General features: G+C 69.6%; 11 protein-coding genes. 2 read left to right on the forward strand and 9 right to left on the reverse strand.

Going from position 1 to position 13091, the window contains the following annotated elements; genetic code table 11:
- Nucleotides 1-134 precede the first annotated feature (134 nt).
- The 4 genes from AB0J87_RS45180 to purD all read right to left on the reverse strand — a co-directional run bounded on the left by AB0J87_RS45180 (nt 135) and on the right by purD (nt 5016).
- Nucleotides 135-1424, reverse strand: coding sequence for a GTP cyclohydrolase IIa (locus tag AB0J87_RS45180; RefSeq protein WP_185069825.1), 1290 nt, complete (start codon nt 1422-1424; stop codon nt 135-137).
- 201 nt (nt 1425-1625) lie between these two features.
- Nucleotides 1626-2891 carry a UDP-N-acetylglucosamine 1-carboxyvinyltransferase gene (murA, locus tag AB0J87_RS45185; RefSeq protein ID WP_350732587.1) on the reverse strand — a complete coding sequence of 422 codons (1266 nt, stop codon included), beginning with the start codon at nt 2889-2891 and terminating at the stop codon, nt 1626-1628.
- A gap of 77 nt (nt 2892-2968) precedes the next feature.
- The gene (locus AB0J87_RS45190; protein WP_363977165.1) at nt 2969-3805 is read right to left on the reverse strand and encodes a phosphoribosylaminoimidazolesuccinocarboxamide synthase; all 837 of its coding nucleotides are present in this window, start codon (nt 3803-3805) and stop codon (nt 2969-2971) included.
- Nucleotides 3802-5016 carry a phosphoribosylamine--glycine ligase gene (purD, locus tag AB0J87_RS45195; protein WP_363977168.1) on the reverse strand — a complete coding sequence of 405 codons (1215 nt, stop codon included), beginning with the start codon at nt 5014-5016 and terminating at the stop codon, nt 3802-3804. Before purD ends, AB0J87_RS45190 begins: the two co-directional genes overlap by 4 nt.
- 440 nt (nt 5017-5456) lie before the next feature.
- Here purD and corA point away from each other — a divergent pair, with 440 nt between their 5' ends.
- Nucleotides 5457-6479, forward strand: coding sequence for a magnesium/cobalt transporter CorA (gene corA, locus AB0J87_RS45200; protein ID WP_363977171.1), 1023 nt, complete (start codon nt 5457-5459; stop codon nt 6477-6479).
- Here the strand turns inward: corA and AB0J87_RS45205 are convergent.
- A complete protein-coding gene (locus tag AB0J87_RS45205) occupies nt 6476-7381 on the reverse strand; it encodes a glycerophosphodiester phosphodiesterase family protein (RefSeq protein WP_363977174.1) in 906 nt (301 codons plus the stop codon). The two genes, corA and AB0J87_RS45205, sit on opposite strands and share 4 nt — an antisense overlap.
- Nucleotides 7382-7490: 109 nt before the next feature.
- Here AB0J87_RS45205 and AB0J87_RS45210 point away from each other — a divergent pair, with 109 nt between their 5' ends.
- On the forward strand, nt 7491-8147 hold the full coding sequence (locus tag AB0J87_RS45210; protein WP_363977177.1) for a GNAT family N-acetyltransferase: 657 nt from the start codon (nt 7491-7493) through the stop codon (nt 8145-8147).
- Here the strand turns inward: AB0J87_RS45210 and AB0J87_RS45215 are convergent.
- Genes AB0J87_RS45215 through AB0J87_RS45230 form a run of 4 tightly spaced genes read right to left on the reverse strand, consistent with a single transcriptional unit; the run spans nt 8137 to nt 13017 of the window.
- Nucleotides 8137-8802, reverse strand: a complete 666-nt coding sequence (locus AB0J87_RS45215) for an NUDIX domain-containing protein (RefSeq protein WP_350732578.1) — start codon at nt 8800-8802, stop codon at nt 8137-8139. The genes AB0J87_RS45210 and AB0J87_RS45215 overlap by 11 nt on opposite strands.
- A gap of 43 nt (nt 8803-8845) precedes the next feature.
- Nucleotides 8846-10633 (reverse strand): DUF4434 domain-containing protein, encoded by a 1788-nt coding sequence (locus tag AB0J87_RS45220; RefSeq protein WP_363977180.1) that lies wholly within the window; start codon nt 10631-10633, stop codon nt 8846-8848.
- Nucleotides 10634-10643: 10 nt separating this feature from the next.
- Nucleotides 10644-11735, reverse strand: a complete 1092-nt coding sequence (locus tag AB0J87_RS45225) for a glycosyltransferase (RefSeq protein WP_350732575.1) — start codon at nt 11733-11735, stop codon at nt 10644-10646.
- A 19-nt stretch (nt 11736-11754) separates the two neighbouring features.
- Nucleotides 11755-13017, reverse strand: coding sequence for a nucleotide sugar dehydrogenase (locus AB0J87_RS45230; protein ID WP_350732574.1), 1263 nt, complete (start codon nt 13015-13017; stop codon nt 11755-11757).
- Nucleotides 13018-13091: the final 74 nt, after the last annotated feature.

Here is a 13091-nt window from a genome sequence, read left to right on the forward strand (position 1 = left end):
AGGAGCGTTTCCAGCCTCAAGAGACGCCTCAGGCCCGTACGGCGGGCAGCACGAAGTGCCCGCGGGCGCGGACCCCGCCCGTGACGCTCGGTGCCGAGAGGCGGCCCGGCACCGAAACGCTCAGTCCCGGACCCTCATCGGGGCCCGAGCTTCTCCACGATCAGCCGGTACAGCTGGCGCGGACGGCCAGGCTGCGGTGTGCGGTTCGGCGGTAGCGGCCACGCGAGTCCCTCGTCAACCAACGTGCGCAGCAACCGCCGAGCCGTACGCGGCGTCACTCCCAGCATCTTGCCCGCGCCCTCGGCGTCCACCACGGTGTCTCCGCCTTCGAGCTTGGCCGCGAGCCGGGCCAGTACTTCCACCCCCTTCGGTTTGAGTGCGTTGGACCCGGTCGGTGGCATCCGGGGGGCCGGGATGAGTGCCCGCCCCTCGCGATCCACCGCGAATCCCTGTGCCTGTTTGCCCGCCTGCGTGCGGGCCAGTGCCGCCCGGGCGTGCGACTCCGCGTCATGCGTCGTGCGACCCATGCCCACGCCGACCTCGACCGCCAGTCCCAGCTCGTCCCTGATCCTGGCCGCGAACGGCAACACCCTGAACCCGTCCGTCGCCGCCGCGATCGAGCCTCTGGTAGCGGTAACCAGATAGCTGTGATCGTCGATGGGCCAGACGGTGGCGTTGATCCGGTTCGCCTCCTGGACCAGGAGCCGATGCAGTGACAGCCGCAGCTCGTCGCGCCAGTAGCGGGGGGCCGCGCGGCGCACGGGTTCGCGCAGCGTCGGCACCTCCACCAGCACCACGGTGAGCTGTGACTCCTCCAGCCGGTGGTGTGCCCCCAGCAACGCCGCGGTGTGCAGCGCCGTGCGGACCGCCGCCGAGGTCGGCCTGATCCTGATGACCGGTACGCCCGCGGCGTGCAGGCGTTCGGCCACCGCGGGGAGGCACGTCAGTGCTCCCGAGGTGGCCCCCTGCCTGGCCAGACGTTCGTGGTAGGCCGCGATCGTGCCGGTGGCTCCCGGCTCGTCGCGGCTGTGCACGTCCGTCGCGGGGATGCCGAGGTCGGTGTACGCCTCCTCGACATCGGCCCTGCTCACCACGTCGATGCTGACCCGCTGGGGGTCGATGCGAGTGTCGAGCGCGGCCTTGGCCAACGCCGCCACCAGTGCTGCTCCGCCGAGTTGGACGTACGTCGCCGGCATCGTCAGCACACCGGAACGCCTGGCCAGGTCATAAGGGACCGGGCTGGCGAACAAGCATGCGTCGACTCCGGGTCCGAGCCGCGTCACCTTGTCGGGCGCCTCCTGTTCGTCGCGGTATGCGGCCGCGACCAGGCGACACGGCAGCGGAGCCGCGGCATGACCCATCAGCATGACTCGCTCGACCAGGTCGTGGGGTCCGACCACGCCGATGGTGAGGTCCGGTGTCATAGCGCCCGGGCGTGACACTCGGGGAGTTTCTTCGGCCCTCTCGACCAATGTTCGTCCCATCCTGCCGTCCGTTGCAGTGCTCTCTTTTGGAACGATCGCTCGCGGGGGCCGTAATGTCACGCCCGACTTTTCCGGAAAGTCGTTCAGGTTGACCGCCCGACAAGATGTCCTAGCAGCTCAACGAGGTTTTTCTGGCGTTTTTTAGCGCTCTGAAATCTCTCGTGTAATGTCCGCACCGAGAGCGCGCATTCGGGCGGCGAGATGCGCGTGGCCGCGATCGATGAGGTATCCGGAGTCGATGTGGGTCTCCCCCTCGGCGGCGAGGCCGGCGAGCACCAGGGCGATGCCGGAGCGGAGATCGTGGGCCGTCACCTGGGTGCCGATCAGCGGCGTCCGGCCGCGCACGATGGCCCGGCTGCCCTCGACCTCGACGTTCGCGCCCATCTTGTTCAGCTCTCCGGCCAGGGCGAACCTGCCGTCGAAGATGCGCTCGTGGATGTAGCTGGTGCCGTCGGCGAGCGCGGCGACGGTCATCATCGGCGACTGCAGGTCGGTGGCGAAGCCGGGGTAGGTGTCGGTGATGATGTTGATCGGGCGCAGCGGGCCCTCGCACCGCACGTGCAGGACGGCGCCCTGCCGGGCGAACTCGACGCCCATCTGCTCCAGCTTGTAGCGGACGACGCCGAGGTCGAGGCCCGTGCCCACCAGGCTCAGCTCGCCCCCGGTGATCGCCGCGGCCATCGCGAACACGCCCGCGTCGAGCCGGTCGGGCATCACCGTGTGCTCGACGGCGTGCAACTCCTCCACGCCCTCCACGGTGATGAACCCCGTGCCGCCGCCGCTGATCCGCGCGCCCATCTTGGTCAGCATGTCGATGACGTCGAGCACCTCGGGCTCCAGGGCCGCGTTCTCGATCACGGTCGTGCCCTTGGCCAGGGCGGCGGCCATGATGAGGTTCTCGGTGCCGGTGTGCGACGGGGTGTCGAGGTAGAGGGTCGCGCCGGTCAGGCCGGACGCCTTGACGTGGATGACGGTCTCGCCCTCGTCCACGAGCGCGCCCAGCCGCTTGTAGCCGAGGTAGTGGAAGTCGAGGTTGCGGCTGCCGAGGTTGCAGCCGCCGATCCCCTCGATGATGGCCTCGCCCAGCCGGTGGAGCAGGGCGGGGGTGAACAGCACGGAACCGCGGAAGCGCCTGGCGATCTCTGCCGGCAGAACGGCGCTGGTCAGCCTGGAGGCGTCGATGACCAGCGTGCGCTCCGACTCGTGCAGCTCGACGTACGCGCCGACCGCCTCGGCCAGCTCGACCGCGCGGCGGACGTCCTCGATGATCGGCACGTTGCGTAGAACGGTGCGGCCCTTGGCGGCGAGCAGAGCCGCACCGATCATGGGGAGCACGGCGTTCTTCGCGCCCTGGATGAACGCGGTTCCACGCAGTGCGTTGCCACCGCGCACGCGGTAACGGACCATTCGTGCGGCTCCTTGAAATCAACGGTGAGGCTCGATCGGGCCAACAGTAGTCGGTAACACCAACTGGCCCAGCCGAATCATCCGCTAAAGGAAGCCCCCGTGATGCGCTCATATGCTTCTAGGTATCGCTGCCTCGTGCGCTCCACGATGTGGTCAGGAAGCGCAGGTGGGGGGTTTCCGGAGGATTTGTCCCATCCCGATTCGGGCGATAGCAGCCAATCGCGTACAAATTGCTTGTCGAAAGAGGGCTGTGAGCGGCCCGGCTTCCACTCGTCGGCCGGCCAGAACCGCGACGAGTCGGGGGTCAGCACCTCGTCGCCCAGGGTCAGCACCCCGTCGGCGTCCCAGCCGAGCTCGATCTTGGTGTCGGCCACGATGATGCCGCGCTCCGCGGCGATCTCCGCGCCGCGCGTGTAGACGGCCAGGGTGATCCGCCGCAGCTCCTCGGCGGTCTCCTTGCCGACCTCCTGGACGACCTGCTCGTACGAGATCGGCTCGTCGTGCTGCCCCATGGGCGCCTTGGTGGACGGCGTGAAGATCGGCTCGGGCAGCCGGGAGCCGTCCTCCAGCCCTTCCGGCAGCCGGACCCCGGAGACCGTGCCGTCGGCGCGGTACTCGTTGAGCCCGCCGCCGGTGAGGTAGCCCCGCGCCACGCACTCGACCTGCACCATCGTCAGCGGCTTGCACAGCACGCTGCGGGAGTCGTCGCCCTCGCCCAGGACGTGGTTGGGCACGACGTCCTTGAGCTGGTCGAACCACCACAACGACATCTGCGTGAGAATGGCCCCCTTGTCGGGGATATCGGGCTCCAGCACGTAGTCGAAGGCCGACAGGCGGTCGGAGGCGACCATCAGCAGCTTGCCGTCGTCGGTCTGATAGAGGTCGCGTACCTTGCCGGAGTGCACGTGCTTCATCGGGCGATGTCCGTCCTGTGGTGGGAGCCGCGCAGCTCGATCCGGCCGACGAGGTCATAGGCCGCCCGGCGCGCGCTCTCCTGGTCGGGCCCGTGGCCGACCACGGCGAGCACCCGCCCGCCGGCGGAGACCACCTCGTCACCCTGCCGCGCGGTCCCGGCGTGCAGGACGTACGCGTCGCCGCTCTCCTGCGGCCCCCTGATCACGTCGCCCTTGACCGGCGCCTCGGGGTAGCCCTCGGAAGCGATCACCACGGTCACGGCCGAGCCGTCCTTGAACACCGGGTCGAGCCCCAGCTCGCCCGTCGCGCACGCCATCAGCAGCCCGCCCAGCGGCGTCTCCAGCCGGTCGAGCAGCACCTCCGTCTCCGGGTCGCCGAAGCGCGCGTTGAACTCCACGACCTTCGGCCCCTTGGAGGTCAGTGCCAGCCCCACGAAGAGCACGCCCTGGAAGGGCAGCCCGCGCCGGGTCAGCTCGCCGATCGTCGGGTGCACGATCTCCCGCATGACCTGCTCGGTCAGCCCGTCGGGCGCCCACGGCAGCGGCGTGTAGGCGCCCATGCCGCCGGTGTTGGGGCCCTCGTCGCCGTCGTAGGCCCGCTTGAAGTCCTGCGCGAGCTGCAGCGGCACCGCCGTGCTGCCGTCGCACAGCGCGAACAGCGACACCTCCGGCCCGTCGAGGAACTCCTCGATCACCACGCGCTCGCACGCGCGCGCGTGCGCGAGGGCCTTGTCCCTGTCGTCGGTGACGACCACGCCCTTGCCGGCCGCGAGCCCGTCGTCCTTGACCACGTAAGGAGCCCCGAACTCGTCGAGCGCGGCGGCCGCCTCCTCCTCGGTGACGCACGTCCTGGCCCGCGCGGTCGGCACGTCGGCCGCCTTCATGACCTCCTTGGCGAAGGTCTTGGAGCCCTCGATCATGGCGGCGTCCTTCGACGGCCCGAAGCACGCGATGCCCGCGTCGCGCACGGCGTCGGACACCCCCGCGACGAGCGGCGCCTCGGGCCCCACGACCACGAGATCGACCCGCAGCCGCACGGCCAGCTCGGCCACCTGCCCGGGGTCGAGCGGATCGACGGGATGAAGGGCCGCCACCTGCTCTATGCCCGGGTTGCCCGGGGCGCAGTGGAGCTCGCTGACCTGGGGATCGAGGCTGAGGGAACGGCACAGGGCGTGCTCACGCCCTCCGGAACCAATGACTAGAACGCGCACGAGGTCCATTGTCGCAGGCCCGCAGCCTGGCACAGGCTAGGGCCTCGGCTACACCAATCGCCGGAATAGGGCCATAACTTTGTGGAGTTCTACCTGAGTCGAGACGGTCCTGGCGAGTATCGTCAAAGAAGTTCACCCGGCTGTGGTAAGTTAAGGCGGCTTCGCGGCGTCCCCATGTGATTGGAGGTGGTCCGGGATGAATCCTGGTGATCCCAGCAGTACGTGCTCGCCCACGTACACCTCGTATACCCCCGACCACTCCAATCCGGCAGCCTGATCGTGCCTCCACGCATTCTGTGAGGTGAAGTTTCATCGCGCGTGGAGCGTGCCAGGTCGGGCGGAAAGGGACTGCCATGCGCTCGTCCACGCTTTTCCGTCGCATCAACCGTCACCCTCTTCAGACGCGCACCGCGCTCCAGCTCGCAGAGCCGGTGCGTGACATGTGCGTGCCCCCCGTCGACTCCATCGTCGAGTACGGCGCCTACGTCCAGGGCAAGAAGGTCGCCACCACCGGCATCGTCGAGGCGCTCAACCTCGTCCGCGAGCGCAACAAGGAGTCCGACGGCGCCAACGCGTTCGTCTGGGTGGGGCTCCACGAGCCCGACGCCCCCGAGGTCGAGTGGCTGTCCGAGGTGTTCGACCTCCACCCGCTCGCCGTCGAGGACGCCGTCAAGGCCCATCAGCGCCCCAAGGTCGAGCGGTACGGCGAGTCGCTGTTCATGGTGCTCAAGACCATCGCCTACCTCGACCACGACGAGCTGACCGCCACCAGCGAGATCATCGCCACCGGCGAGATCATGGTGTTCATCGGCCCGGACTTCGTGGTGACGGTGCGGCACGGCGATCACTGCCCGCTCAGCGCGGTCCGCGAGCGCCTCGAGGACAAGCCCAAGCTGATGAACCGCGGCCCCGCCGGCGTCCTGCACGCCATCTCCGACCACGTCGTCGACCAGTACCTCCAGGTCGCCGACCTCATGCAGCTGGAGCTGGAAGAGGTCGAGGCGACGGTGTTCGCCGACGTCAGCTCCCGCGACATCAACCGGATCTACCAGCTCAAGCGGGAGATGCTGGAGATGAAGCGGGCCATAATGCCGCTGCAGTCCCCCATGGCCGCGCTGCCGCAGCGTCGCGTCATCCCCTCGGAGATGCGCGAATACTTCCGCGACGTCGGCGACCACCTCTCCCGGGTCTGCGAGCAGGTGGAGTCCTCCAACGAGCTGTGCAGCTCGATCCTCCAGGCCGCCCTGGCCCGCTCGAACGCCCTGGCCAACGAGGACATGCGCAAGATCTCCTCCTGGGTGGCCATCCTGGCCGTGCCCACCATGATCGCCGGGATCTACGGCATGAACTTCGACTCCATGCCGGAGCTCCACTCGGCCTGGGGCTACCCCGCGGTGCTGGCCGTCATGGTCACCGCCTGCGTGTTCCTGCATCGGGGCTTCCGCAGGAACGGCTGGCTCTAGACCCCCACCGGCTTCAGCGGGCCCACGGGCTCGGGCGGCTCCATCCCCCGCTCCCGCCAGAGCTCCCGCATCCGATCGGGGTAGTCGGTGACGATCCCGGCCACCCCCAGGTCCAGCATCCGCGCCGCCAGGCCGGCCTCGTTGACGGTCCAGACCGCCACGTCGAGGCCGGCGGCCCGGGCCTGGGCCATCAGCGCCTCGTCCACCATGGCGTGCTCGGGCGAGAGCGTGGTCGCCCCGGCGGCGTGGGCGGCGGCGGGGATGTCGTCGCCCAGGTCGTCGTGCCAGTGGAGGGTGTCCAGCTCGATCAGCGCGAACCGCCGCGCGCCCGGGGCGAGCCTGGCCGCATGGGTGATGATCCGCCAGTCGAAGCTGAGCACGGCCACGTTGTCCAGCCTGCCGTGCCGGTCGAGCTCTTCGACGACCAGCTCGGTGAACATCTCGGGGTCGGCCGTCAGGTGGGGCCTGGTGGGGTCGGACTTCAGCTCGACGTGCAGCCGTACGCCCTCCGCCTCGTAGGCGTTCACCAGCCCCAGCACCGCGCCGAGCGTCGGCATCCTGGTCTCGGGCATGGCGACCTGCGTCAGCGCGAACGGGTCGTCGGGGTGGCGCGGCAGCCGCACGCCCACGTCGAGCATGCGCAGCTGCGCCAGCGTGAGGGCGTTGATCGGCTTGCCGACGTAGGGGTAGAGCGGATCGTCGGCCCTGAGCGGCCGCCGGTCGGCACTGGTCACGGCGGAGACCGTGAGGTCGTGCGTGAGCACGAGCCGCCGATCGGCGGTGAGGGCGACGTCGAGCTCGAGCGCGTGGACGCCGAGCTCCATCGTGCGGCTCATCCCCGGCAGGGTGTTCTCCGGCCAGAGGCCACGAGCTCCCCTGTGACCATGTATCTCAACGCGCACACCGGGGACCCTACCTGGCCCGGGTCACGACTCGGCGGTGCCACGCCGTGTCCTTTTTATCCTGCTACGCCCCGGTCAGTGGTAGAGGCCAGACCATAAGCTGGACATCATGACGGAGGTTCTCAAAACTGCCCATACCGCAACAGTTCGGGCCTGGGTGGACGGCTGGGTGATCTCCCGCAACGCCCCCCGACCCGTACCGGTGCCGTGGGGCCTGCGGGTGGACGTGGGCCTGCCCGGCCACGTGTCCCGCCACATCGTCGCCGCCCCGACGCCGGAGGCCCTCCACCGCCTGACCGCCACCCTCATGACGCCCGGGACCTGGCTGAAGCTGTGCGCCTCCGCCGCGGACGTCGGCCCCCTCCTGCCGGAGCGGTGGGCGGTCCAGGAACCGGAGTTCATGATGACGGCGCCCCTGACCCGCGGGACCTTCCAGGCTCCCCCCGGCTACACGCTGGCCGTCACGACCCGCGCCGGGGTCACGGCCGCCCGCCTGCTGACGGCCGCGGGCGAGGTCGCCGCCAGGGGCCAGTTCGCCCTGGCGGGCCGCACGGCCGTGGTGGACCAGGTGGAGACGGCCGGCAACCACCGCCGCCGCGGGCTCGGCAGCGTGATCATGCGTACGCTGACGAGCACGGCGGCGTCGCGGGGGGCTCATACGGGCGTCCTGGTGGCCACGGCGGAAGGCCAGGCCCTCTACGAAACCCTCGGCTGGACCCTGCACACCCCCATGACCGCCGCCGTGCTGAGGAGCCCTACTCCTTGAGGCTGCGCAGCATCGGCGGGTGAAGGAGCTCGGCGGGGCCGCGGCGGTAGAGCTTGGCCGGGCGGCCCCCGTCCCTGGTCGTCGTGGCGCCCGTCTCCACCAGGAAGCCCTCGGCCTTGGTGACCTTCCGGTGGAAGTTGCGCGGGTCGAGAAGGCGGCCCCAGACGATCTCGTACACGCGGCGCAGGTCCGCCACCGTGAACTCCGGCGGGCAGAAGGCCGCCCCCAGCGGCGTGTACTCCAGCTTGGCCCGCGCCCGCTCGATCCCGTCCTGCATGATGCGGCGGTGGTCGAAGGCCATGACCGTGAGCGAGTCGACCGGCTGCCAGCTCATGTGGGCCTTCTCCGAGGCCGGCAGGTCGGGGGCCAGGCCCAGGTAGGCGACGCTCAGGACGCGCTGGCGGGGGTCTCGGTCGGGGTAGCCGTACGTCTGGAGCTGCTCCAGGTGGACCGGCGCGCCCGGGAGACCGGCCCGTTCGGCGAGAATGCGGTGGGCGGCGGCCGGAAGGTCCTCGTCGAGCTGGATGAAACCGCCGGACAGGGACCAGCGCCGGAGGAACGGGGGGTTGTCCCGGCGCCACACCAGGGCGCTCAGGGCGTGGTTTCGCACGGTGAGCACGACCAGGTCGACGCTGACCGGGATGCTCGGGACCATGCAGGCACGCTACACGTTGTCAGTAGTCGGCAGGTAACCGTGCCTACGTGACAATCCGAACGTGCAAGGGCTCCGTGGTGGCCTGGCCCGACGGGCCCTTGACGGTGACCTGCACCCAGTCGCCGGCCGGCACCTGCGTCCAGTCGAACGGCACCCACGCCGTGACCATGCCCTCGGCCAGCCCTTCCTGCCGGGTCTCGTCCAGCCAGCCGACGGCCGGCACCGACAGGTCCTTCGTCCCGCCGGACCACGTGATCGTGACGGTGCTGTCCTTGAAGTTGTAGCCGCGTACCTCCACCCCGTCCTGGACGTCGCGGGCCTTCCTGATCGCGTCCACCGCGATCGGCCGCCGCCAGTCGGTGGTGATCTCCTTCTCGAGCGACGGCGTGCCGCACGTCATGAAGTCGCTCCACATGTAGGAGACGACCTTCTGTACGTAACGCCCGGCCATCGTCACGGCCTGGTCCAGGCGCTTCTTGTCCGTCTTGCCGCGGGTGCCCTGCGGGGCGCACGGCTCCTTGCCGGAGGGCTCGAACGCCTCGACGTTCGCCCACAGGTCCACCTGGAAGCCGGCCGCGACCATCTCCGCGCGGGCCGCCGCCATCTCCCGGTAGTAGTCCCGCGTGGAGCCGTAGTAGGCCGTCCCGTACGTCGACTCCCCCACCACCGGGCGCAGCCGCTCGTCCACCTCGTCGTCGCGCTGGTCCGGCCAGAACAGCCCCACCTTGCCGGTCCCCCGGCTGTCCTGCGGCGCGATGATGCCGACCCCGGTCTTCGCCAGCGCCTTGAACGCCTCGGCCACCTGCTTGGGCGACTGCCCGAAGGGCACCCTCCTGCGCGCGTCCATGTAGGGGCTGATCAGGATGGGCTTGCCGAGCTCCTGCTCCACGATCGTGTGCTGGTCGGCGTACACCTCCAGCGTCGGGTTCGTGGCCAGGGTGTCCGCCATCTGGACCTCGAACGGCTGGTAGACGCCACCGAGCGAGTCGCGGTTGGCGAACCGCACGCCGTAGTCCTGCAGGATGCGCCGCGTCAGCGTGGTCAGCGTGCCGAGATGCTTCTTGTACGCCCTGGTGGGCGTCTTGGGGTCGCGCGGCGCCAGCGGCAACGCCGGGAAGATCCGCATGCCGAACTGGTCGCCCAGGTCGAGGAGCTTGGCCAGGCTGTCCTCCTCCGACCCGGCCACCAGGATCATGTCGTACGAGGTGGCCTTGCCGGAGAAGTCGCACGTGGCGTCGTCCGAGCCGTCCGGCTGGGTGAGGAGCCGGTAGTAGATCCGCTTGCCCGCCTTGACGGGGTGCTCCATCTGCGGGCAGCGGAACAGGTTGGTGCCGAACGACTCGTCCGTGCGGTAGACGTACGTGCGGCCGATCCGGTTACCGGGGTTGGCCTCGCGCAGATCCCGCTCGGCCGCGTCGTGACAGGTGAGCCCGTCCTCCTCGCACGCCTTGTAGAGCGAGTCGAGCTCCCCGTCCCTCGTCAGGATCTCGCCCGAGTCGGAGACGGTGCGGAACTGCAGGCCGTACCCGATCCGGATGATCGTGTCGCCGCCCACGCTGTGGATCTCCTCCAGCTGGCTGCGCCAGGTGCAGGGGTTCGACCTGGGGGTGATCCAGTAGCCGGTGACGGCGTACGGGGCCCGCTCTCTGGTCTCGAACGTTCCACAGGGGTCGGTGAACTTCGACACCTTCGGCGTGGGGTCGGACGGCGACGGCTTGGGCGTCGAGGACGAGGCCGTGGGCGCCGGCTCGTCGGACGGCGGCATGACGATGACCACGGCGGCGACCACTGCCAGGATCGCTGCGCCCACGACGAGTAAGAGCCAGCGCACGGTCAGGAACCTACCCCCGCTTGACCCCGGCCCAGGACTCAAGCTGGGTCACGAAGCGCTTGGCCGAGTTGGGCCAGTGATGGTTCGCCCGGGCCGCCGCGTAGCCGCGCGCGCCCTGCGCCCGCCGCTCCCGTACGTCGTCCCGCAGCGTCAGGACGGCCTGCGCCACGGCCTTGGGGTCCTCCCAGGGCACCACGACGCCGCTGTCATAGCGCTCCACCAGCTCGACGGCGCGCGGCGACGGGGTCGTGATGACGGGGATGCCGTGCGCCATGTACTCCACGATCTTCGTGGGCATCGAGTGGCGGTAGTTCGGCTCGTCGTGCAGCAGCGACAGCCCCGCCAGCGCCCCGTCGAGCCGCTTGAGCGCCTCGTCGTTGGGCATGAAGTCGCGCCACTCCAGCAGGCCCTCGGTGACGGCCTGGTTGAGCATCGGGCGGCTCTGCGGGTCGGCGTACCCGATCAGCTCCACGGCCACCCGGTACGGCTGCAGCAGCTTCGCCACCTCGACGGCCTCGAACACGCCCCTGGCCCTGGACAGCCAGCCGAGGTAGACCACCCGGTCGTCGCCGGGAGGCGTCACGGAGTCGGGCACCCAGGTCTCGTTCGGGACGATCAGGTGGGCGTGCTTGAACCTGCCCGCGTACGCCGTCTCGGCCAGCAGCAGGTGCATGTGGCGCTCGGCGGTGCCTTCCAGCATGCGGGCGAAGAACCGCACGGGAGGCCGCAGCGGCGCCGGCAGCCACGGCTTGAGCGAGAGCGTGGCAGGGGTGTCCTCGTGCACGTCCCACACCACGGGCGGCCGGTTGCGCACGCCCCAGATGGCGAACAGCAGCTCGGGGTCGTGGATGAGGACGAGATCGACCTTGTCGCGCATGCGTTTGAACAGCCGCCGGGCGGCCCACACGGCCGACATCCGCTTGCGTTGGGCGGCACGGGGGAGGTCGACGCCGGTCACCCAGGGTCGCGGGACGACCCCGTGGGCGGTGAACGAGGCGGCGTACGTGACCTCATGACCGGCATCCACAAGGGCACGAATCTGCCTGTGCAGAATTCGAGCATCCTCGGGGTTATGCACCACCGTCATGACGAGCACGTGCACTGCGCGCAGCCCTCCGTCGCTACAGCCGCTCGACGCGTTCACCCTCGGTGAGCACACCGCGGGTGTCGAGCACGAGCCGGGCGTTCTCCTCGACCATGTCGAGGTCGAAAGCGGCGTGCTGCTGCAGCAGCAGCGTCACGTCCGCGTCGATCACGGCCTTGGCCAGATCCTCCTCACGCGGCACCGGGGTGCCGTCAACCGCCCACTCCTTGACATAGGGGTCCGCGAACGAGAGCTCGGCGCCCAGCTCCAGCAGCGCACGCGCCACCGGGAGGGCCGGAGTTTCGCGTTCGTCGGCGATGTCCGGTTTGTAGGTGACGCCGAGCATAACGACCCGGGCGCCGTTCACGGCCTTCTTATGCCGGTTCAGCAGTCGCTGGACGCGGGCCACCACGTACGACGGCATCCGCTCGTTGATCTCCTGCGCCAGCTCCACGAACCTGAACGGGTAGCCGAGCTTGCGCACGGTGTACGACAGGTACGACGGGTCGACGGGGATGCAGTGCCCACCGACGCCCGGACCGGGCAGGAACTTCTGGAAGCCGAACGGCTTGGTCGCCGCGGCCTCGATCGACTCCCACAGGTTGATGCCGAGCTCGTCGCAGAAGATCGCCATCTCGTTGACGAGGGCGATGTTGACGTGCCGGTAGGTGTTCTCCAGCAGCTTGGCCATCTCGGCCTCGCGGGTGCCGCTGACCGGCACCACCTGCTCGATGAACTGCCCGTAGAACGCCGTGGCGCGGTCGCGGCAGGGCGGCGTGTAGCCGCCCACGACCTTGGGGGTGTTCCGCAGGCCGAACTTGGGGTTGCCGGGGTCGATGCGCTCGGGCGAGAAGGCGAGGTGGAAATCCTCGCCCGCGACGAGCCCCGAGCTCTCCAGCAGCGGCCTGGCCACCTCGTCGGTGGTGCCCGGCCAGGTGGTGGACTCGAGCACGACGAGCGTGCCCTTGCTCAGGTTGCGGCCGACGGCCTTGGTGGCGCCCTCCACGGCGGACAGGTCCGGTCGGTGGTCCTCGTCCAGCGGGGTGGGCACGCAGATCACGATCGTGTTGCTTCTGGCCAGCACGGTCTCGTCGAGCGTGGCGCTGAACCCGTTGGCCAGCATGTGCTCGAGATCGGCGTCGGCCAGGTCATCGATGTACGACTGCCCGGCGTTGAGCGCGTCGACCTTGGCGGGGTCGACGTCGAGGCCGACGACCCGCAGGCCGGCGGCGACCGCCTCCTTGGCCAGCGGCATGCCGACATAGCCCAGGCCGATGACAGCCAAGTCGATTTCTGTCACAGCAGCGCCTTAGAGAGCCGGAAACAACACTTCATGGTCGCAAAGGTTATCTCAAGTCCACCTAGCTCACGCCT

Source organism: Nonomuraea sp. NPDC049625 (genome assembly GCF_040675285.1).
In the GTDB taxonomy this organism is placed as follows: Bacteria; Actinomycetota; Actinomycetes; order Streptosporangiales; family Streptosporangiaceae; genus Nonomuraea; species Nonomuraea angiospora_A.

Excerpts from the sequence above, each read along its gene's own strand:
- AB0J87_RS45180 (WP_185069825.1), bottom strand. The coding sequence starts at position 1,424 with ATGACACCGGACCTCACCATCGGCGTGGTCGGACCCCACGACCTGGTC.
- murA (WP_350732587.1), bottom strand. The coding sequence starts at position 2,891 with ATGGTCCGTTACCGCGTGCGCGGTGGCAACGCACTGCGTGGAACCGCG.
- AB0J87_RS45190 (WP_363977165.1), bottom strand. The coding sequence starts at position 3,805 with ATGAAGCACGTGCACTCCGGCAAGGTACGCGACCTCTATCAGACCGAC.
- corA (WP_363977171.1), top strand. The coding sequence starts at position 5,457 with ATGTGCGTGCCCCCCGTCGACTCCATCGTCGAGTACGGCGCCTACGTC.
- AB0J87_RS45210 (WP_363977177.1), top strand. The coding sequence starts at position 7,491 with ATGACGGAGGTTCTCAAAACTGCCCATACCGCAACAGTTCGGGCCTGG.
- AB0J87_RS45215 (WP_350732578.1), bottom strand. The coding sequence starts at position 8,802 with ATGGTCCCGAGCATCCCGGTCAGCGTCGACCTGGTCGTGCTCACCGTG.